Annotated in this window: 18 protein-coding genes; 7 read left to right on the forward strand and 11 right to left on the reverse strand. The window is 40.5% G+C overall.

Annotation, left to right across the window (positions count from 1 at the left end; genetic code table 11):
• Together L5M71_RS17610 and L5M71_RS17615 are read right to left on the reverse strand one after the other, a co-directional pair.
• On the reverse strand, positions 1–365 hold a 365-nt coding region (locus L5M71_RS17610; RefSeq protein ID WP_263220674.1), incomplete at its 3' end, for an IS110 family transposase.
• 137 nt (positions 366–502) lie between these two features.
• Complete coding sequence (locus tag L5M71_RS17615; RefSeq protein WP_219233616.1) at positions 503–709, reverse strand: helix-turn-helix domain-containing protein; 207 nt, start codon at positions 707–709, stop codon at positions 503–505.
• 131 nt (positions 710–840) lie between these two features.
• Here L5M71_RS17615 and L5M71_RS17620 point away from each other — a divergent pair, with 131 nt between their 5' ends.
• The 3 genes from L5M71_RS17620 (at position 841) to L5M71_RS17630 (ending at position 4824) form a co-directional block, all read left to right on the forward strand.
• Complete coding sequence (locus L5M71_RS17620) at positions 841–1380, forward strand: response regulator (RefSeq protein ID WP_263203809.1); 540 nt, start codon at positions 841–843, stop codon at positions 1378–1380.
• Positions 1381–1384: 4 nt separating this feature from the next.
• Complete coding sequence (locus L5M71_RS17625) at positions 1385–2800, forward strand: DEAD/DEAH box helicase (protein ID WP_263209150.1); 1416 nt, start codon at positions 1385–1387, stop codon at positions 2798–2800.
• A 332-nt stretch (positions 2801–3132) separates the two neighbouring features.
• On the forward strand, positions 3133–4824 hold the full coding sequence (locus L5M71_RS17630; RefSeq protein ID WP_263203811.1) for a KAP family NTPase: 1692 nt from the start codon (positions 3133–3135) through the stop codon (positions 4822–4824).
• Positions 4825–5412: 588 nt separating this feature from the next.
• On the opposite strand, the gene L5M71_RS17640 is transcribed toward L5M71_RS17630, so the two are convergent.
• Together L5M71_RS17640 and L5M71_RS17645 are read right to left on the reverse strand one after the other, a co-directional pair.
• Positions 5413–6519, reverse strand: coding sequence for a PIN domain-containing protein (locus tag L5M71_RS17640; protein WP_263203812.1), 1107 nt, complete (start codon positions 6517–6519; stop codon positions 5413–5415).
• A 312-nt stretch (positions 6520–6831) separates the two neighbouring features.
• The gene (locus L5M71_RS17645; protein ID WP_263209152.1) at positions 6832–7425 is read right to left on the reverse strand and encodes a DUF6988 family protein; all 594 of its coding nucleotides are present in this window, start codon (positions 7423–7425) and stop codon (positions 6832–6834) included.
• A gap of 170 nt (positions 7426–7595) precedes the next feature.
• Here L5M71_RS17645 and L5M71_RS17650 point away from each other — a divergent pair, with 170 nt between their 5' ends.
• Both L5M71_RS17650 and L5M71_RS17655 read left to right on the forward strand, forming a co-directional pair.
• The gene (locus tag L5M71_RS17650) at positions 7596–8486 is read left to right on the forward strand and encodes a tyrosine-type recombinase/integrase (protein WP_263209155.1); all 891 of its coding nucleotides are present in this window, start codon (positions 7596–7598) and stop codon (positions 8484–8486) included.
• Entirely contained in the window at positions 8483–9568 is a 1086-nt protein-coding gene (locus tag L5M71_RS17655) for an IS91 family transposase (RefSeq protein ID WP_263209157.1), read from the forward strand. The genes L5M71_RS17650 and L5M71_RS17655 overlap by 4 nt, the downstream gene beginning before the upstream one ends.
• 259 nt (positions 9569–9827) lie before the next feature.
• Here the strand turns inward: L5M71_RS17655 and L5M71_RS17660 are convergent, their stop codons facing one another.
• The 5 genes from L5M71_RS17660 to L5M71_RS17680 all read right to left on the reverse strand — a co-directional run bounded on the left by L5M71_RS17660 (position 9828) and on the right by L5M71_RS17680 (position 17660).
• On the reverse strand, positions 9828–10589 hold the full coding sequence (locus L5M71_RS17660) for a DUF1883 domain-containing protein (protein ID WP_263209159.1): 762 nt from the start codon (positions 10587–10589) through the stop codon (positions 9828–9830).
• 236 nt (positions 10590–10825) lie between these two features.
• Positions 10826–11650 (reverse strand): hypothetical protein, encoded by an 825-nt coding sequence (locus L5M71_RS17665; protein ID WP_263209161.1) that lies wholly within the window; start codon positions 11648–11650, stop codon positions 10826–10828.
• Positions 11651–11813: 163 nt separating this feature from the next.
• Positions 11814–12203: an H-NS family nucleoid-associated regulatory protein gene (locus L5M71_RS17670; RefSeq protein WP_263209163.1), complete on the reverse strand. Its 390-nt coding sequence runs from the start codon at positions 12201–12203 to the stop codon at positions 11814–11816.
• A 581-nt stretch (positions 12204–12784) separates the two neighbouring features.
• A complete protein-coding gene (locus L5M71_RS17675) occupies positions 12785–16732 on the reverse strand; it encodes an NACHT domain-containing protein (RefSeq protein WP_263209166.1) in 3948 nt (1315 codons plus the stop codon).
• A gap of 670 nt (positions 16733–17402) precedes the next feature.
• Positions 17403–17660 (reverse strand): hypothetical protein, encoded by a 258-nt coding sequence (locus L5M71_RS17680; RefSeq protein ID WP_263209168.1) that lies wholly within the window; start codon positions 17658–17660, stop codon positions 17403–17405.
• A 460-nt stretch (positions 17661–18120) separates the two neighbouring features.
• Between L5M71_RS17680 and gloA the strand changes: the two genes are divergently transcribed.
• The gene (gene gloA, locus L5M71_RS17685; RefSeq protein ID WP_006087315.1) at positions 18121–18531 is read left to right on the forward strand and encodes a lactoylglutathione lyase; all 411 of its coding nucleotides are present in this window, start codon (positions 18121–18123) and stop codon (positions 18529–18531) included.
• Between the two features lie 158 nt (positions 18532–18689).
• Here the strand turns inward: gloA and msrQ are convergent, their stop codons facing one another.
• On the reverse strand, positions 18690–19352 hold the full coding sequence (gene msrQ / locus L5M71_RS17690; RefSeq protein ID WP_105252441.1) for a protein-methionine-sulfoxide reductase heme-binding subunit MsrQ: 663 nt from the start codon (positions 19350–19352) through the stop codon (positions 18690–18692).
• 46 nt (positions 19353–19398) lie between these two features.
• Entirely contained in the window at positions 19399–20433 is a 1035-nt protein-coding gene (gene msrP / locus L5M71_RS17695; protein ID WP_263209170.1) for a protein-methionine-sulfoxide reductase catalytic subunit MsrP, read from the reverse strand.
• 253 nt (positions 20434–20686) lie between these two features.
• Between msrP and rmuC the strand changes: the two genes are divergently transcribed.
• Positions 20687–22261, forward strand: a complete 1575-nt coding sequence (gene rmuC, locus L5M71_RS17700; protein WP_113939637.1) for a DNA recombination protein RmuC — start codon at positions 20687–20689, stop codon at positions 22259–22261.
• Positions 22262–22280 lie beyond the last annotated feature (19 nt).

Consider the following 22280-nt stretch of genomic DNA (forward strand, 5'->3'; position numbering starts at 1 on the left):
TAATGTCTAATGTCTTGTTGCTCAACAGTTTTAACTGGAACCATGTGGATATTAGGTCTGAAAACCGCTTCGCATATAGCGAGGGCATCGTTGGCATCATTCTTTTGGTTTGCAACAAATGGCTTAACATGTTGAGCAGGGATCAATTGCACTTGATAACCAAGAGCTTGAAATTGTCTTCCCCAGTAATGCGCCGTACCACAGGCCTCCATAGCAATAAGRCTACCTTCGGGGAATTGTCTAATTTTATCGAGCAGCTTGTTTCTGTTAACCTTTTTGTTASTCATGACWGAGTTATCCATAAGACAAACACAAACTTGAAAAACATTTTTGGCTAAATCGATACCAATAACTTTAATATCCATGATGGAAACCTCCAGAACTATTTGTCAGCTTCAAGCTTGGCATAATACTGCAAGCTTAGGTGCTGAGGCGTCCATCACATCACTACAAGCAGAGCTGAAGCGGCAATTCTCACTTGGCAGGAATCATTTAGATGTGTCTATGGCAAGAGTGCCCTTATGTCACAACTCAAGGCTTCCGCCAACTGATATGCCTTTTCGAGCGTGATGTTTACCTCTCCACGCTCTATTCGCCCCATATAACTGCGGTCTATCTCAGTTAGTAGCGCAATTTTTTCTTGGGAAATGCCTCGCCGTTTACGTTCTTCTCGTAATTTAGCCCCAAATTGGATTGCTAAGTCTTTCATTTTTCATCTCGTTAAAGAGAAAGACTATCCAAAGTTGCGGCTTATAATGCCACGGATTATAATCCGCATTTTGAAAGCAATGCTCTTCTAATGCCTAGTTGGAGCACTAAACAGCCTCTTGCGAGAACGTCATGTCTAAAGTCTCAATCAAAATATGCCCTACTTTGCATACCATTCTCCAGGACGAGAGCTTCAACAATTTTCAAATTAAGAGTTTACGCGACGCTTATCTTGCTGCTTCGACTAGCGGTATAACGGTCAGTAAAACCTACAATTTCACTTATCAACAGGTCCACAGACTCGTGAAAAAGGGGCTCTTAGATAAAAATGTAGACCCACAGTCGAAGGAAACGACTTATCAAAAGACAACGAACTTTTTTCAAGCGAATTTCATCCTGCAAAGCGCAAAAAAATCCGAAGCCGTACAGGTAACACCTACAAATAGGGAAAAGCATAATACTATTAAACAATTAGAAGAGCGGCTCAAGCAGTCAGAAATCGATTTACTTACGAGCATAGGTGAGTCGGAAGAGTATATGCGCTTATACCAATCCTTTCCTGAAATGAAAGCTCATCTCGAATCACAGTATTTGTTGGCTCGTGAAACGAGCTCAAAACTGCTAGGTCAAATCAAAGCGATTAAATCAGCTATTACCCATCAGCAAAAGTAACTCCATGCAACTTAGACAATGGCAATCTGAGTGCGTCAAACGCGCTCTAAGGCACTTTTATGGTGCTCACAGACATTTCCTTTGCTTAGCAACACCTGGTGCAGGCAAATCAATTATGGCCGCCGAAGTTGCTGCGAGACTATTTGAGGATGGTCTAATCGATTTTGTGTTGTGCTTCTCTCCATCAGTGAATATCTCTCAAGGGATGAAACAGACATTTTCCAATCGTCTGGAGTGCCGATTTGATGGCGTGATAGGTTCAGTTGGTTGCTCTTATACTTATCAGGGGATGTTGGCTTTTAAAGAGGATTTCTGGCAATTACTGAGAAGGAATAGAGTTCTCGTTGTCTTTGATGAGATCCATCATTGTGCAGGTAGATCTCTTGAAGATGCAAACGTATGGGGGGAAGAAATCCTACTCAACATACAGGCCCAAGCGCAGTACACCCTAGCGTTAACGGGCACGCCTTGGCGCTCGGACCAAGCACCGATTGTTTTATCTCGATACACAGATCCAGATAACCTAATTCAATGTGACTATGTTTATGGCCTTAAGGAAGCAGTTGCCGATGGTGTATGCCGCAGCCCTCACATTGTACTAATTGATAACGACAAAATTTTAGTTACAGATGAAGAAAACGAAACAAAGACTTATGGCTCTTTGGATGAGTTATTGAAAAGCTCATCAATCCCTTATCAGTCGATCATCGAGAATCATGAGGCGATTCAACATATCTTAGCGTTAGCAACAAACAAGTTAAGAGCCATAAAACAGTCCAACCCTAATGCCGCCGGACTTATTGTTGCTTCATCTGTATCACACGCTGCGGATATCTTGAACACACTCAAAACAGAGTTTAATGAAACAGCTCAGATAGTTACCTACAAAGAGGATGATCCATCTGCCAAGATAAATGAATTCAGAAACAGCACAACTAACTGGATCGTGAGTGTAGGTATGATAAGTGAGGGGACTGATATCCCTCGCCTACAGGTTTGTTGCCACCTTAGTCGAGTAAAAACTGAGCTTTACTTTAGACAGGTTTTAGGTCGTATTTTACGCACTAATGCTTCGCTTAATCAGCAAGCTTGGCTATACACCTTTGCTGAACCAAAACTTGTAGAATTTGCCAGTCGTATAGCAGAAGAAATACCTGATATCCCAGTGATATTTAGCGAGCCAATTGAGATAAAGCTCAAACAAGAGTTACCCGAACCCCTTGATATGACAGTGAAAGCGATGTCACCTTCTAACAGCAATATTCTCAATACTGGCAGGCTGTCAATCGATACACAGACACAATCGTATTCTATAGAGCTTTTATCGCGGGATATTTTAGGTACACCAACATCATTATCATTTGAACTTTTAGGTGGTTTTAGAGAAAAAGTTGTCTCAACTTTTAACTCACCGTTTTAAGTCATAACATCTGAATTATAGTTCAACCACTTTTCTCGACACTTTGAGTTTTATGGTGACACCATAAAGTTCAAAGTGATTCACAACTAGAAAGCTTTTGGACAAAAACACGTTAGAGTATCCCCTCTATCACGAGTCACTTAGATGAGAAAATATATCTCAATTTATCTAATTCGCTCCGACCACTTTATCTTATGACTTTAAAAAATTTGACAGCCAAGTACATACTTTGGTTCGCAACAATAATTAAGTGATTGTTTTTTTGTAACTCAAATAAGCAGTTTGTAGTATTGTGTCATAGAAATTGCTTTTTGAATTGAATAGAGGTTTGTATGACATCGGAAGTTAAGCTTGATTGGTCAGAGCCGAAGAAAATTGAGCTGGGCGATGGTAAGTTTGAATCCTTGCCAGCCGATAAACTACAGCGTCAGGAGTATGCAGATTTCATTGCAGACTTTCTTTCAAAGCAAGGGTTCGAAGAAGCATCTGGAGATAAGAAAAACTATGTACTAAATCTTAATGCGGAATGGGGTTCTGGAAAAACGTACTTTCTTCGTAGGCTATCTGAAGACTTAAAGGTACATCACCCTGTTGTTTATTTGGATGCTTGGAAGCAAGACTATTCGGAAGATCCATTGATGACAGTTGTTTCTTCAATGATTAGCCAACTCAAAAGCCAAGCAAGATTAACTGGTGTCGATGAGAACACATTTGAAGCCCCTAAAAAGCTATTGGGGCTATTGAAAGCTGCTGCACCCAGTATTGTAGGGGCTTTTGTAAAAAGGTATGGCGGATTTGATCCTATTGAGCTTTGGGAGAATAGTCAAACTGAGGACGTACCACCAAAATCTACTGCTGATGCTGGTTCGAACAAAGTGGATATGAGTGCAACAGCTTCTCAAATGGTTAAGGAACTACTTCGCCAACATGAGGATAAATCTGAGGCGATTGAAAGCATTAAACTTAATGTAGAAAACTGGGTTGAAGCAGTAGTTGGATTGGACACGGCTAGAGATGATTACAATAGAAAGTATCCAGCATTTGTATTTATTGATGAATTAGACCGCTGTAGACCTAGTTATGCGGTAGAAATGCTGGAAGTTATTAAGCATATATTTGATATTGCAGGTGTTGTTTTTATCGTCGCCACAGATACTGCGCAATTACAGCATGCAGTTAAAGCCATCTACGGAGAAGGATTTGATGCTAGAACATATTTAAGTCGTTTCTTTAATAGCAGGTTTACTCTAAAGCAGCCTACTATAGATAGTCTGATTTATGCCCACTGTGATTGTGAAAAACTTTCAGGACAATACATAAAACAAAATCGTATTGTTGTATGGCCTGAGTGTGAGAGCTACGAGCATAATATAAGTAATATCAATTCTGTAATTTCATGTTTTGGTCTTCCAGCTAGAACCATAATTCAGATAACAGACAGGATTATTGCTATTTTAGGCCATATGAAAAGCGGTAGTAAGGTTGACTTATTGATGTTGACAGCACTTATGAGCCTTAGAGAAAAGAATGAAGATGTGTATGAAGCAGTAATCTCTTATAAGTTTGGACTTAGCAAATGGTCAGATGGTAATAGGGTTAAGCTAAATAGATATTTAACTCAGAACTATGACTTTAAAAATAGAAATATCATGCTTAATGTGGATTCTAATGTGCCTTACGACTCTCTACTTGATCAAAGCCTAACTCAGTACCCTGATGCTGTATATAAAGCTAATTTGTCGCATTATATGAAAGATATTTTCAGCATATATTTAAAATCTGTGGAATCCGGTTATACCGGCAATGGGGGGATAGGGCGTCACCTTTCGACAAACATACCACTTAAAGAGAAGTTAGCTCAAAAGGTATGTACTTATCCAGCTAACAGGAACTCACATGAAGATGAAGATACTTCAAATGCGTGGTTAGATTTCTACCATAGTCTGTACAAACTCGAAGATGTCGATATTACCTATTATCAAAATTTAATAGAGTTAGCTTCTGCTCTTGAGTGGGATGACTAGCAATAATTTCGGTCAATTATAACCACTATCAACTAACCTAACCTTATGCGCCAGATGTGAGTAAGTAGCTGAACAATAATTACATTGTTAAAAAAGAGACCTCTAAGCATTACTTCTTTTAATCATTACAGAACTAAAAAAGCGATGGGATCAGGTCTTGTATTTTGCACCTCACATTAGATGAGGTATGACAAAAGCTACTAAATAGGACATGAACAAACTTTGACTCTAACTTGTAGTAGATTATCAAACTTGGCCACAAAATTGGAGTTTTAGGCATGAGGAAAAGTAAGTCAATTTGCAGGGTTTGAAATTGGGTTCAATTCCACTCATTCTCACTTTGGGGCAAAAGTGCGTTAGCCCAAAGCCTGCGTAAAATGATGGTATTCACCAACACGGATTGGGACAAAAGTGAGCTAAGTTTTTTCTCTAATTCGTGGAGTTCGGATTAAAATATCTATGGGTTAACACCACATTAAGGTGTGAGCAACGCAATGCCCAAGTTTCTGCATACCACCTTAAATACTAAATGCAACGCATAGTAAAAATGCCACGCGTTGCGAATAGCTCTTAAATGCTTTATTAGCTTTATTTAAGCCAAACTTCATCAATATCGATTTGTTCAACTTCTTCGGTTGTTAGATTAATTACCCCACTCCCTGTGAAGTATGTCCTCGGATATCTGAACACGTTCGTAATTTCTTCATAAACTTCAGCATTGATAAACACATCGTTTATACCAGTCTTATTTATAATATATTCACTAGTGTTCAATGTGAACTCCAAGGTACAACGCCTTAGGTTAAAAGAGTATTCAAACGCTACCTTGTCATCTTCTATTTTGAAACACCTGTAAATTGACGGATCTTCCATCCCTTCCCAAACATCAAATCGTGAAGATTTCATAACATCCAGATAATCAGTTTTCCAGCCTGAAACTGAGAAAATTTCTCTTATTTGACTAATTTCTAGATTATTCATAAAACTAATAGCAAAGTTCTCGAATTCTTCTTCAATTACCTCGCCATATCTCTCTTCTAGACCATTACTATCTTCATGTACAAAGCCATGCAGATCTTCATTTACATTCTCACCGATAAACTGCTTTAATGACGTATATACTTTAAACTTATTACTCAAGTTTAACTCTGCCAAGTCATCCGATAAGTCTTGGTGTAGTGAAAAACTCTCGCCATTTTTGACGAAGAAATCTGACGAATTATTCGTTATTAAAATTATGTCATCTGATACAGAATGTTCGGATACATAATTTATTAGTGAATGCCAAATTACTGCATCACGATAACCTTTTTCATTTTCTCTAAATGGTCTTTTCGCAAGAATAGCTTTCTGTACTAACTTTTCATTGTTTACACTTTCGCATGAAATTGTTTCAAAATTAGGAAAGTAGCCACGAACAATAGCCCCAAAGTCATAAGGCTCAATTGGAAGCTGGCTCATATCAATTGTGAAATTCGATTCTGTAAACTGTCCTACTTTACTTGCTAAATTATTCAGATCTTTTTTTGTCTTTTCTAATTCGACCCTAAACTTATTCTCAGTTTCTTTTATTACAACGTCAGAAACAAGCAACATACAGTCAGTATTAAGTACGTAATTAGAAAGAAGCTGAAAATGTGCCGCTCTAAGCATCCAATTATTAAAAAATATATTTGTATCAATAAAAATTTTCATAACAACTCTTTTAAAAAACGTTTCCACAAAAAATTGATGGAAATGAATTTACTTTGGCAGAATAAGTCAGGCTTGTAGTTGGCCATAACAATTTACTGTAGGTGAATAATATCTATTAGACCACAGGCATCGATATGCCACAAGCTCAAAAAAAACCAGCCAGCTTTAATTATGAAAAAAGTTGAAATGTCATTTCGGGAGAAATTCTACAGCCTCAACGCCCCAATCAATTGAGCATCCCGTTATGACCAAAGCTTTAGAATGATTTTAAATACAACCGCTAATGTTAACTGCGTCAATTGCACTGGTTTGCTATGGTTGTTTTTCGATGATATTAAAGTACTTTTCAAAAAAAGTGAGTGATAATTCTGGCTGTTCAATAATGATACATAAATCTAGTATGGATAGCAGTGATAACTTACTGGATTCAGCTAAAAACCAAATTGAGTGTTCCGAAAAGTTACGACCGGTGACTTCATTACCTTGAGTACGAGTTGCAATTTGGAAAAAACCACCGTGAGTATAGTCATTCATAGCTTTCCATTTTCCCTCTTTGTAACGCTTTAGTTCTCCATTTTGATAGCCTTTTGTGGTCTCAACTTCGCTTATCAATGTGTTAACTTTTAATTCTAAGTTCTCACCATCGATAAACTTTCCTATATCAGCATCAGTAGCGCATCGCAGAAACCACAAGCCTCGAAGCATCGCTTCAAATTGGCAACGGAGAAGAGCAAAAGATGACCCAAGCAAGTTATATTTAGCCAAAGTTAAGATTGATTGATGGTGCTCTAAACTCAAATGTAACAATCCCATAGCAACACGTCGCCTTGGATTGGGTTCATAACTAACTCCATCAAGTTGAACCTGATAATAAGTAGACCAACTTTCAAATTCTTCAATTTTCATAAATATCCAACGTCTCAAGCAGAGGCGCCAGCATTGCTGGCATTCTGCTGCCTTGACTTGTTGAACGAAGCCGCTTTGCGGCAGGAACAAGATAAAGCCATCCTTTTGCCCCTCATCCTAAATACTTGCTAGACGCGACCTGCTTCGGTCGCAAACCTAGGAGTATCATCATGGACATTCACGAACAACAACGCTTTGATTTACTTTATGAACAACATCTTACCAACTTAACCTTGCAAGGCAAGCGGCCTGCAACCATTGATGCCTATAGCCGAGCTATACGCCGTATTGCGGCATATTTTGACTGCTGCCCCGATACCCTGACCTCCGATGATTTAAAGCGCTATTTTGCCGACTTAATTGCCTCACATTCATGGAGCACCGTCAAACTCGACCGCAACGGCTTGCAGTTTTTCTACTTTCACGTCCTCAATAAATCTTGGCAGTGGCTTAATATTGTTAAGCCTCCACAGGTGAAACACCTGCCCGATATCCTCACGCCCTGCGAGGTCGCGATAGTTATCAGCCTCACGCGCCAGCTGCGTTATCAGGTCTGTTTCTTAACCCTGTACAGCATGGGATTGCGCCTTGGTGAAGCGATTTCATTACAGGTCGGGGATATTGATGCAGGACTCATGCAGGTGCATATCCGTGATGCTAAAGGTGGCAAGGATAGACTGGTGCCTTTACCTCAACGCACCTTGTTAGCCTTACGCTATTATTGGCGCACCCACCGTCATCCTCACTGGCTATTTCCGGGTAAAGATAATCAACCTGATTCACTCATGGACAGAGGCGGGCTTCAAAAAGCCATGAAGCAAGTCATTTTAGAGTGCAACATTCATAAAGCCATCAGCCCGCACAGTCTACGCCACAGTTATGCCACCCATTTACTGGAGCAAGGACTCGATTTGCGCTCAGTGCAAACACTGCTCGGCCACCATAGCCTGAATACCACCGCCCGTTACACGCGGCTCACTGATATCACCCGTAAAAATACCTGTGAGGCGATTAACCAACTGACCAACGGCTTAGCTTTGAGGTGGGAGTGTGGGTTATGAGCCAGTTTATCGATATTTTACGCCAACATCTGGCGGATTTTCGGCGGCGTTATGCCCATCAAATCACCCCAGAAATACATGCTGCTATCCATGCCATGCTCAGCTGTCGTTGCAACACGGCGAGGGTGAGTTGCTGGGATTGTCAAACCTGCGAGCAACAGCTTGAGTTTCCGCTCTCTTGCGGTCATCGCAGTTGCCCACAGTGCCAACATGGCACAACATGTGACTGGCTGAGTAAACAACAAGCCAAGTTATTACCGGTGAATTATTTTATGGTGACCTTTACCTTGCCGTTTGAATTAAGAGCCATAGCGAAGTCGCAACCCGAGCCGTTCTATCACGCCATGTTTACCGTGGCAGCGAGTGTACTCAAAGACTTTGCCGCACGCTCCCCTAAGCTCAGTGGTGACATCGGCTTCACCGGCGTACTGCATACTCACAGTCGGCGCAGAGACTACCATCCACATCTGCACTTCATTATCCCAGCAGGGAGCTACCACTCAGGCAAGCGGCAATGGCGCAAGTGTCAAACCCATTACTTATTTAACGCCTTTAATCTTGCCAAGGTGTGGCGAGCACGTTTACTGGCTTATCTGAGTGACACGCTTCAGCTTAAACTGCCACATCAATCCCACTCGAAATGGGTGGTCGATTGTCAGTTCGTGGGTAAAGGCGAACCTGCACTGCAATATCTGTCGCGCTACCTTTATCGGGGCGTTTTACCCGACAGCAGTATTTGTCGTCATGTCGATAATCAGGTGAGCTTTACCTATCAAGACAGTCAGACTCGCTGCCAACAAGTACGCAGCTTGCCCGCGGTCGAATTTCTGTGGTTGATATTACAACATGTGTTACCCAAAGGATTACGGCGAGTACGAGACTATGGCTTACTGCGAGGCAATGCCAAAAAGCTACGGCAACAAATCCAACTGATGTTGGCTGTCGCAGGTGCAGTGTTCCCCATGTTACCTGAGGTCAAACGTACCTTAGCCGTGCGCTATTGCCCTTGCTGCCATCAAGCTATGCATTTTATGGGTGTTCATATGCGTCATCGACCGACAGGCGCTAATATCACCGCCTAAGGCGAGAAGTATAAGGATAACGGGTTAACCAAACTGAATGAGGACTCGATAACAGCTTGATGAACAAGTGATAAAAATATTAGCTCGTTCGCTAAGGGCGGGTCATGTCTGCAAAAAAGTCTCTTTCAAAGTACGACCTTAGCACCCTCAAATTCTCAATCAGCTATTTGCATAATAAAGTGTCAACAATCAACATCGGGCTTGTTCAACACTTGGGATAAGGTCGCGGCTACGCGCGGCCTATCCTTATTTGTTATGTTTATGATTTAATAAGCTCTGCAATTTCTATAGCAATCTCCTCAATGGTGTGAGTTGCCGTACTTCGAGCAACTTTATCTGCAATCGATGGGCTAAAATCTACTACTTGTTGTTTTGTTATGTTGTGCCAAATCGGTAATAAGACTTGCTCACCTGACACTGTTCTAGTAACAATTCCATCAAGCTCATAGTTGGTCCAGCCTTTCTTTATAAATGAAGGCGATAGAACAACAAGCCCTACTTTACTATTTGCTAGACCTTTATCTATTTTTTGCCTCAGACTATCCCCAATTCTAAGTGTCATTTCGTCATACCACACATTCAGCCCTTGAACTATGAGAGCATCTGCTAGAGGGCGAACAAAATCATCTTTATCTTCAGATGCGTGTGAAATAAAAACGTCATGAGTTTCTTCACCAGATTCTGTTGGCGGTGGAATATTGTCACGAACTAAGCTTGGAACTTCCGATAGAGGTCGATCTTGAATCGTAGGTAGTGCACCTGGAAGTATTTGTACAGATGCCTTAGTACTTCCTTTCAATCCTTGCATATCAATTGCAACATGCCAGTGACCAGAATTTGGGATTTGTAGTCTCAATGGCGATTTTTTTGCTAAGCCACCTATATAGCTGTGCCGTCTTCCATTTTTATAATTGCTGAAATCAGAACTATTCATTAAGCGAACGTTAGCGCCACTAGTCAAAGTAACCTCAACAATTTCACCTGCTTTCCTTTGACCTAAATCATTATGAATGAATTGCAATTTTGATTACTCCTAATAGGACATAACGTATGATTGGTACGCATGCGCGTTTACCTCATTAAACCAGTAAAAACGCGCATAATTAATTACTTGTAATAAAAGGAACTTATCAGCTTTTTATCAAATACACCATGCTGAAAAATACGCATACACATTTTCCAAACCTAGCAATCAGAGGAGATGGTCATTAGCTTTAGTGACGGAATTTTCTAGGGTTCCGGTGTAGAGCCCCTGATTTAAGCTGGGAGTTTAATCAGCCGATTTATATCATGGCACCAATAGGCTGATCTGCTCTCAGTGACAATTGCATAGTTCAGCATTGATATACCGTCAGCGGAAGTCATATCTACCGGAAATTTTTCTGGCAGCAAGACGGTACTTGGGTTGATAAGTACAAAATGAAAGGGCGGTTCATCTGGAAGTGCTATTTCCAAATCAGATAAGCGGTGAACCATCCAGCGTATGTTCTTTAGCCCCAAGCTGACACATTCATAATCACACCACACTTTATGGCTATTAACTTCATGATCTTCTAGGGCAGGCACCGATAGTCGGCCTCCTTTCTTCTCTAAATGTTCTCGAATATATTGAGGTATATCTGCCTCTCGCTGATCAGTTTTTGCAATCCACTCTGAGATAATTTCCGGAGGGAATTGAGGTTCTGGGATACCATAAATCTTGTGAACTTCTCTGCTGCTACGGAGATAATTTGGACGAACTTTCCAAGAGGCTAGAAAATTTGAAATCGCAATACAGTCATCTTTTGATAAATGATCAACTCCAGAAGCTACACTCTCACGAACTGCATAAAACTTTGTCTCTATCGCGGTAAATATTTCTTCCATTCTGGTGTTCCATGCGCGGAGAGAAATTGCGTAATCGTCGTTCCTTTCGTATTTTATCAATTCAACATGTGCAAAGGGTTTAACTACTCTGTATATCTTGTTTTCTTTAGTTGAAAAATGCCTCATCAAGCCATTTGGCAAAAAATGTTGCCTGAAGGTTATCTCAAATGGATTGCCTTTAATTATTCCAAAATCATGAGCTTTTGTCTTTCCCATTATATATCTCTAGAATTGAACTGAACCTGCGATATACTACACTTAGTGTCATTACTAAAATTAGGTCAACTTAGAAAAAACTTAACGGTTCAATCAGTTACGTTAAAAATCGTTTTGGGGCAGAACAGACTTTCATCAGTCTGTTCTGTTAGAGACGAGGAATTTAGATTAAAAAGTCTTCGATTGAACGGCCATTTTCAATCTGTTGTTTGAAAACAGTTGGCATTCTACCTTGCCCTGTCCAAGTGACAGTTTCGCCCTCAACTACGATTGAATATTTAGCTGGACGTGGTGCTCTTGTGCTTTTTACTTTAGCAGTAACACCGCCAAGATCATCAAGTGATAAACCAGCTGACTCAATCATCTTCTGAAGTTCTGCAATTTTAGCGATACGCTCAGCATTTGCTTCAGCTTCAGCATTCGCTTCTTCTTCTCTTTCAACAACGATCTTGCCTAACTTTTCGTACACATCTTTTAGTTCAGCAACAGATAACTCTTTAACAGAAGCTTTTAAACGACGAGCATGAGTTAAGATCTCTAAAAATTCAGACATTGTATTTCCCTAATAAGTTTGTATCGCAACAATATAGCTGATTTTCAATTTGTAATGAATACACAAAGAGATTCAAATTAATAGAAGTAAAGTGCAATTTTCGCGAGTTATAGCGCTTAATCGACGTATTTTGCGCATTATCGTGACAAACTTGTCTCAAACTCATCTTATGCAGAGAATATGCATAAATAGTCACATATCTATCAGTCTTTATTGTTTCACTCTTAATCAGCAGAGAAAATGCGATAGCATGACTGAATAGTAAGTAACTCGTTTTGGGACAAAATCACTTAGAGTATTGATTCTAGTTAACCTGTCTTGGATTAGAAAAAGTACCTTTATCATGCAAAGTACAAAACCTCCCCCCCCGAAGCCCGCTTCATTTCAACACCTTATGATAAGTAAGGTTAAACGGAAAAATGTACTGCATTTTAGCAGCTTTGTTTCCTAATAGTGAAATCCAATGTTTTTAGGGTTTGAATCAAAATAACATTCTGATTACAGATAAACGACTGACTATGAAACAAAGGTTTTAAGCGACATACTGGCGCTCAGGAAGCACTCTGTAGTTATTTGTGCTTTTAGGAAACAAAGCCCTTTATAGCGACTCCAATAGATACAATAATTACTCCTACGATGATTTTCCCTAAAAAACTTTCGTGCCATTTACTAGCTTTAATCGGATCAGGGATATTTTCAGTTTTATTGCTGTCTTGAGTAATTTTTATATCCTTATTGTTGTCGCCTATAACAGAATTAGATACTGGTCCGTTGAAGTTATTACTCACATTATTCTCGATTTTAGTCAAAAGTACGGTTGATTCTACACCAAGGTTTAATTCCTGAGAATACTTATTAAAAGCGGTTTCTGTCATAGCTTCTTTATCTGCATCCTCTATCACTCGCTGTAAAGCTAAATGCTCTATCCATGACCTTCTGTAAGGGACATCATTCCACATCTTAGCAATATCCATCAAAGCTTTATAAGTTTCTTCACCTGGGATTTCTTTCAATGAATTAAATAGGTCATTTCTAGCATCTTGAGCATCGTCTCTTGATGTCGGTGAATAACACTCCCCGTTTGTCCTATCTATATCATCTTCTTCCCGTATGTATAGATGCATCAATTTATATAACTCCATAGTTGAAGTAACTGTATGATGTGACTTCCTGCCACTCAACTCGTCATAACTACGCTTATTAGATAGCTCAGAAAGTACGGATATAGCTAAGTTAGTAGCATCTTCATTAGTTTGTTTTTTTAGCTCCGCACTTAATAGTGGTACACCTTTTACTGCATCCGAACTAACTAATATAGCCCACCACATGCCTTTAAGGTTGTCGAAATTATTATTAATTTTATACTCAGACAAGCTAGCAAGCTGTTCATTGGATATATATTTTGATGCAGTCAATATGCGTAAAACATTTTTGTTAACTTGATAACTTTGGTTGTTTAAATCAGATATAAGGTCAAACAAAGGCCGAGATAATGTTTCAAACAAGTAATGACCATTTACTAGCATTTGCCCTAAAACGTAACGACCTGAATCAGGCTCTCCACTATTAGTTAGCAACCACTGAGTTTCTTGCATTAATATTGATGAAACTAACAAAGGGTGAGCTATAAATAACTTCTCAAACCAGCTTGGTAACGCGTTCATTTCACAAAGAGCTAACTTCACAGCTTGCTTTACTTCTATTTCAGATAAAGACGCCTCCCAATTATCAATAGTCTCATTTTCAATACCGACACCACTTAACGCGAAGATAAAACCATAAGTAGCAGAGCTTAAATCATTTCCCTCTGACTTTAATAACGGTGCATTATAAGAGCGCCAATAAGAAATTGAAGCGTTTTTATACGCTAAAGCAACCTCGCCTCCAAAATCAGGAGTCAACAACTCCCAATTTAAGCAACACCAGTGATTGTTATCTTTAGATTTGTTCCTTATACAGTTAAATAAATAACTTTGAAAACCATTTATCTGCCCCGTCACAGCATGCCTTATATCTAAGATAATTTCAGGCTTAGCTTTTATTGAGAAAACACTTTCAATAAAGTTATTCTTTCTTAACTCTTCTTTTTCTTCACGCTGCTTTGAAAATTTTTCCTGTTGAGCTTCGTGTTCTTTATGCCACTCTTCTTTTACAGGGTTTAAGAACCCCTTTAAAAGAGCAACACCACCATCAAACTCATAGGATGCACTATTAAGTTTTTCAAGATCTTCTGAAGCTAGACCATTTTCTTTTGCTAACGCCCACGCCAACGAAAAGGCGATACACTTGTCATCTCTAATCGACTTAGACATAACCCATTTTATTGCCTGCTGAAAGTCATCGTAGTTAAACCCCCAAAACTCCTGATAAACACGAACTTGAAACCACATATCAACGGACTTAGGGTTTGGGGATTGTTTATTCTCCTCTTCTACCCTGCTCCTTTTTTTAGCTACATCGTGCCAAAAAAGTTGATAGTTAAGTTCCTTCCAGTTTTTAACAGCTTCGGGAATCTTTTCCTCGTGTTGACTATAGCTGCCGCACTTATGGTAGACCTGAGCTCTTGATATGAGTTCAAGTACGTTAGTTGATAAATGTGATATTTCTTTTAATTTAATGACCCTAAGTAAAGCTACCTCTACACAGCCAAATAACCATTCATATCGCTCAGATACTAAACACATATAGTGCTCGGCATATGGCTTAGTATCAATCATGCCAAACAATGAGTCTATTACAGTTAAAATAGAGTCAAAGTTTAATCGTTCGATATAGTTTTCAACTGATGACTGTATAGCTCGATAGCTGTATTGATTGGGCTTGACGATACAAGGTAATATTCCTAACAATTCCTTTGTTTCTAATTGATTCCCGTATTCATCAAGTATCAAACAAGCTAGAGATTCATTATTAGTATCTAAAAAATCGGCAAGTAATTCACTTGCATTAGCCTTAATCACATCTGGCCTCGCCACTTTCTTTAATAGCCTTACAGCTAAAGTTTTAGATAACACATCCATTTCAACTGCTTTTGATATTTCACATGCTACATCCTCACACTCTTTGGCTTCAACACATAAAGCCATTTGCAACAATATTTGCCTTAATTGTTTATTGCTTGAGTATCGTTCCAATAGACTATGAAATATGCTCCCCATATCAGGGTGACTGAACCTAGCAATAGCATTAGCGTCAAATGAAATAAATGAATCATCTGTTGCGCCAATCATCTCACAGAACTTTTCAAGTAAAGTTTGACGCTGTTCTATTGGTAACTTAGAAGGGTCCCCCTCTTCTATAAATACTTCCGGCGATATATTTGCCACTACTTCAGCAAAGCTATCGTTCATAAGAGCATACCACGACAATATGGGCTTTAATGTCTGTATAGGAACTTCTATACCGTAAGTAGTACTATAAAATAAAGAACGAAGCTTATTGTCGCTACCTTTACTCGCATACTTTATTGACACCCATTGAGCAGTTAAATACTCCCTTAAGAGTCTATTTGCAAAGCTGACAGTGCCATATGCAGAAGGCTCAAATACAGCTCGATTAAGCAATGTAGTGATTTCATCATTAGTCCAATCAGGAAGGACTTGATGAATATTGAGAACATCATGATAAACCTTTGCGTCAGGAACAGAAATTTTAGACTTTTTACCAAAAGTTAATGCCGCCGCAATCTCTTGTACACCTTTAAGGACTTTTGATAAAGATAAATCACACTTATCACGACCGACCTCTATTAACTCTAGCTTAATAGTTAGCAGGTTTTGCAATAACTCGGAGCGAGAACCAATTCTTTGATTTTTTTTCCAAAACTCAACTACCGATAGCAAATCTAATGGTTTTCTAGTAAAAAACTCAGCTTCTTTGCCTTTTACCTCCTCCATAAAGATATCAATATTTTCAATACCTTTCTCTAGAGAAAAGATACGAATTTGTTCATAACTTAAGTCGGAAAAAGAATATACCTTAAAAGAGGAGTTAGACTTATCATCATGATTTTTAAGTGATAACAAGTTTTCAACAAATTCAAAATCAGTTTTTGGCCGCCAAGCTGAACCTCTGGATGTTATGAATATTTTTGCTCTACTTATTCCTTTGTTTATCTTTTTGCTAAAGCAGCGAAGTGCTTTTTGGAAGTCTTTTTCATTTGCAATTTTTGCCTCATCAACTGAGTCTAAAAAAAAGTAACCATATTCTTGACCTGACAACCAAGTATCAAAAAGAGATATATCTCCAAACTCAAAAGCACCTTCAAAGTTATCCTTTATGTCTTCAATTTTTATGAAAAATGAACACTTTTTCTCTGCTGAGAGTTTCTTAGCTTGCTCTCTTATTTCAACAGTTTTACCTGAACCAGCCTCAGCCAAAATAATTATTCGGTCTTTATTTAATAAGTCATCCCAAGAATCTCCATTTTTTGTTCCAAGAGAATAAAAATCCGAAAGATCTTTCTCATCACTTAAAGATGTTGGTATTTCATTAAACAGCCGGTTAAGTTCTATATAAGAGTTAGACATACAAGTAAAGTCAAAGTTGTTAGTACAGAAAACTTACCACATTTTAGACAGTTAGCACATATGGCTTCTTAAAAACGCAATATATTATTTATCTTGGCGGTATGCTAATAAGTCATTCACGTCTGCTGACGGACAAGAAAAAAGATAGAACAGACATAACTTTTAGGTTGAACGTGGCCCTTTTGCATTAGCTTTTCTATAGTCAGGCCTTAACTCCCCTTGTTTATCTTTTGAACAGCGAAAATCATTTTGGGGCATCGTCGAAATAACTTCAGCCTATCCATCGCCAAGCGAGAGTTCAGCCATAAATTGAAGTTCAAATCAGTCTACGGAATCGGTGTCGATTCACATCCTTTCAGCAGGGTGATGGTTTTCACGCAGTGAAGCCATCGCCTTGCTAAGCCTTCAGGGAAGAAATCTTATAGAGTGCTCGTTCTAATTTGCTACTCTTTTTGTAAAGAATAACGGGCTTAAGTTTTTAAACATTTTGCTCGTTACAGCGCTTTGTTTACAAAACTTACATTTTTCGTAAAGGATGATTGTGACTGAGATGGAATTTAACCCCTTATATAAGCCACCTCACTCACTCACCCACCAAAGAGAATGCATTTTTAGTAAATATAATGCTACTTTAAAGAAAAAATTTATCCTGAAGATTAACCCAAACAAGTTAGCCTTGGCATTTCTTCTCGAGCAAGCAGACTAACTCTTCATATTTTGGCCCTTGCCCAAATTGCGGCAAGGCCACTGCAAAAACCACAAGTCCAAAGGCCATATAAATGGCGAACTCATTGACCCACAAACCAGATATAGTCAGCACAGTACCCAGCACAACTAATGCAATAACAGCTAACCGCACTTTCTGCGCCATCTGTACTTTTCGCTTGGCCGACGCAATTAATGCTATTTCAGTTTCGCTAAACAACATCTTCAAATCCTTGTTAAGTTTTACATGCATTAAATCACAGACAAACAAAAAGCCGCAATAGCGGCTTTTTTGCTTAACTTGGAACTGGGTTAACTCAAACTTGTATTAGTCGTTAAAACATTGAAACAAAGAACGCACTGAAAAATAAAGCAATAACAACTGTGGTGCCTAAAGCCATTTTAAGTTCGGTGTTCATCATTCACTCTCCTAGTTGGTATGGCTACATTATTATCAACCCAGTGATAAAAACCCATGTTTGTCTCCGTGTTTTGTGAGCGATAGCCAATTTATCGGCAATTTTCTCTTCTAAATCCTGAAAATCCCTCTTACAGACAATCATTTCCCTATCCTAAGCGTTAATCTTGGTCAAGCGCTGTAAAAACAATGGCTGACATTTATCGAGGTCCATCTACGGATTTTTGGTATACTCCACCCCGTAATCTATTTAGAGAGAGGACCTATGTCGCAACTATTACATACTATGATCCGCGTCGGTAACTTAGAACGCAGTATTGCTTTTTATACTGAAGTGCTCGGCATGAAACTACTTCGCACCTCTGAAAATCCAGAGTACAAATATTCTTTAGCTTTCGTGGGTTACGGTGAAGAATCCACAGGCCAAGCCGTGGTTGAACTCACCTATAACTGGGGCACTGACAAATACGATTTAGGCACAGGCTTTGGCCACTTAGCGATTGGTGATGAAGATATCTACGCCCGTTGCGCAGCGATTGCCGCAGCCGGTGGCAAAGTGACTCGTGCCCCTGGTCCTGTCGCAGGTGGGACCACTGAGATTGCCTTTGTTGAAGATCCAGACGGTTATAAAATTGAGTTTATTCAAATGAAATCAGCGACTCAAGGTTTAGGTTAAGTCCTGCCTACTGGCCCCGAAAAGTAGCTGAGCAAGACTATTTATTCAGCGAAAAATGCCGGATCTTCATTCGGCATTTTTGTTTTTATACTTTAGATCTCACGTTAGCCACAAAGAAACATAAATCAAGCCAGTGATTTACTGCTCGCGCCATGCGTCTAAACCGACTTTATCGAAGCTTTATCTTGTGTCAGCTTTCGCTCGGTTTTGTTCGCCACTTTCCGGCTGAAATGACGTTTAAACCAAGGCGTACGCCACAGCAGCAACACACTAAAACCTACGATATAGAGACTTGGCTCGATGATTTCCGATTTTACCGACCAGTAAAAATGGATTGGCGCTAATATCGCGACTAAATACACCCCATTATGCAAGGTCTGCCAACGACGCCCCATCTTACGCATCAAGGCTTTAAACGAAGTGATCGCCAAAGCGGTGACGATAAGATAAGCCACTGCGCCGACTAAAATATACGGCCGTTTTACTACCTCGCTAAACAGTAATTCCCAAGCAAACAACAGATCTAAACTAAAAAAGGCCAATATATGCAAGGTGGCATAGGCAAACACATATAAACCCACTAAACGGCGGGTCTGCATCAACAGCCCTTGCTTGGTCAACTTGGCAATCGGTGAGATCAGCAAGGTCGCCGCTAGTGCATTTAATGCGCCTATGCCTGTGTAGTGAATAATGTGCTGCACGGGATCGCCACCCGCACGGCCAAGCACCACTGTAAGCACAAGGTAGACGATGGGCACTAAACCCAACAAATGAAATAACGCTTTTAGCCAAAACAAGTGCTTAGCGGTTAATCTCAACATAGCTTGTCCCCGTTTAATGGCGAATATCCAAACAACAAACCAATCATCAATAGTATTTCCTCAGATCCATGCCGTCATACAATGAAGCCACAAACTCGCCGTAACCGTTGAACGGCTGGGTATCGATGCGGGTTGCTGAAAACAATCCCCCCTCGCCGATACGACGCTCTGTGGCCTGCGACCAGCGCGGATGATCCACTGCCGGATTAACGTTGGCATAAAATCCATACTCGTGTGAGGCAAGCTGATTCCAGCTGGTCGGCGGTTGTTTATCCATGACGCGAATTCGCACGATTGATTTAATACTCTTAAAGCCGTATTTCCACGGCACCACTAAGCGAATGGGCGCACCGTTCTGCGGTGGCAAGGTTTTACCGTACAAACCCACAGACATTAAGGTTAAATCGTTCATAGCTTCTGCTATCGTGAGGCCTTCAACATAGGGATAATGAATACCTCCACCCATTAATCGGCTCTTCTGCCCCGGCATTTGCTCGGGATCAAAAGCGGTTTCGAAGGCGACATACTTGCCCTTACTGGTGACGCCAACCTTTTTTAATAACGCCGCCAGCGGGAACCCCACCCAAGGGATCACCATAGACCAAGCTTCAACGCAGCGCAGGCGATAGTTACGCTCCTCAAGCGGGAACATTTTAGTCAGATCATTAAAATCTAAGGTCATGGGCCGTTCAACTTCACCTTCGATACGCAGTTGCCAAGGATCGACTTTAAAGCCTTGGGCATTATTGAAGGGATCTTGCTTATCCGTACCAAATTCGTAGAAATTATTATGCTGCGTCACTTTATCAAATGGGGTTAACACATCGGCGTCACCGTACTGCTTATTGGATTGAAACGTCAGTGGCGTAGTGATAAATGAGGACTTAGGTTGATCGCCAAATAGATCGAATAATCCAGCCTGCACATAACCGGGCACGCTGGCACCGATAGCACCGAGTCCCATGGCTTTTACAATTTGCCGACGCGAGCGAAATACCGCTTCGGGCGTCACTTGGTTGTCTTGCATGTGCCACTGCGCTTTTTTAAGAATACCTGGGGTAAAACGGGAATTTTTAGCCAATTGACACCTCTACCATCCAATGATTAAAGTCACCGAGTTGCGATAAAAACCTTCTCTGGCGCTCGTCTGTATCGCTCACTCTTATATAGACAGGTAAAAGCCAGAAAAACTTTCCACCCGCGAATAAATTCACCTTAAACGTATAAGACTTGCTCATTCAAGCATTAAGCGCAGATATAGTTGATTAAAGGGCTTGAAGCCAGTTGGGGGGCATGCGAACCTAAGCGCCAAAGCTAAAGGAGTGCTATTGATCATGCCATTTTCTCAATCTTTTTCTGTCGCCGAAATCATCGGCCTTCTCGCCATTGCCTTCTTAGGCCTGTTAATCGGTGCTCTGCTCAATCAAAAACTCACCCGCCAACGCTGGCAACTACACAAAGACCAACTTGAGCAAGAAATGCGTCAAGTAAATGAAGATGCAGAATTATCCTTAGCACAACAGCAAATTTTGGTCGATGACAAAGAAGCGCAATTACGTCAATACCAGCAACGCCTTGAGCTCAAAATTGAACAACTGGGCAAAGCCGAGGCCTTAGCCGAACGCGTGCCCACCTTAGAGCAGCAATTAAATGATAGCCAGCGCCGTCAGTTAGAGATCCAATTAGCCCTGTCGAAATCCAATGCCATGCAGCAAACCATTCAAGCCAAGGCCGATGCCCAGCAAGAATCGCTGCAGGATAAAATTGCCAGCTTAGAATCGGCCGAAGTGCGTTTACAAACCCAATTTGAAAACCTCGCAAACCGTATTTTTGAAGAACGTAGCGAAAACTTTAAGCACCAAAATGCCAGCCAACTCGAAGGCGTACTTGGGCCATTAAAACAACAGCTTGAAGGATTCAGACAGCAAATTCGTGAATCCTACACCCACGAACAATCCGAGCGCAGCGCCCTCAAACATCAGCTTGAGCACTTAAGGGAGCTCAACCTTAAGATGAGCCAAGATGCTATCAACCTGACCAAAGCGCTCAAGGGTGATAACAAGCAGCAAGGTAACTGGGGTGAAGTGATCCTCGATCGCGTACTGCAAGAAAGCGGCCTACGTGAAGGCCATGAGTACCATACTCAGCAAGATCTCAAGGATGATAGCGGTAAACGCTTTAAGCCGGATGTGATTGTGCATCTGCCAGAAAATAAGGATGTGGTCATCGATGCTAAGATGTCGTTGGTCAGTTATGAGCGCTACTTCAACAGTGAAGATCCGGCACTGCGCCAACAGGCGATTAACGAGCATGTCATTTCAATTCGCAGTCACATTAAAGGCTTAAGTCAAAAGGATTATCAACATCTACATGGGCTTAAGAGTCTCGATTATGTGTTGATGTTTATTCCTATCGAACCGGCATTTTTACTGGCATTGGAGCATGATCCTAGCCTAGTCAATTTTGCCCTTGAGCAGAATATCATGCTCGTTAGTCCAACGAATTTGTTGGTGGCCCTGCGCACAATTAACAATATTTGGCGCTACGAATATCAAAATCAACACGCACAAACCATTGCAAAACAAGCGGGTCGAATTTACGACAAGTTATGTGGTTATATTGAAGACATGGAAAAACTCGGCCGCGCCTTAGATAATGCGGAGAAAACCTATCACAGTGCAATGAACAAGCTGTCATCGGGCAAAGGCAATCTAGTGCGTCAAGCCCATTTGATGCAACAGCTCGGGGTCGATACCAGCAAACAACTGGATAAAATGCTGCTAGAAAAAGCGCTCAATGAAGCCCAGGACGATAACGACACTCAGGATGACGACGCTGAACTTAATCTGTCGCATACCCGAGATCCTAAGGACACAGAACTCGAGCCTGTCGAGTGCAATGATAGATAACAAGAATTGAACACCCATT

This window comes from Shewanella sp. SW1 (genome assembly GCF_025653545.1).
In the GTDB taxonomy this organism is placed as follows: Bacteria; Pseudomonadota; Gammaproteobacteria; order Enterobacterales; family Shewanellaceae; genus Shewanella; species Shewanella oncorhynchi.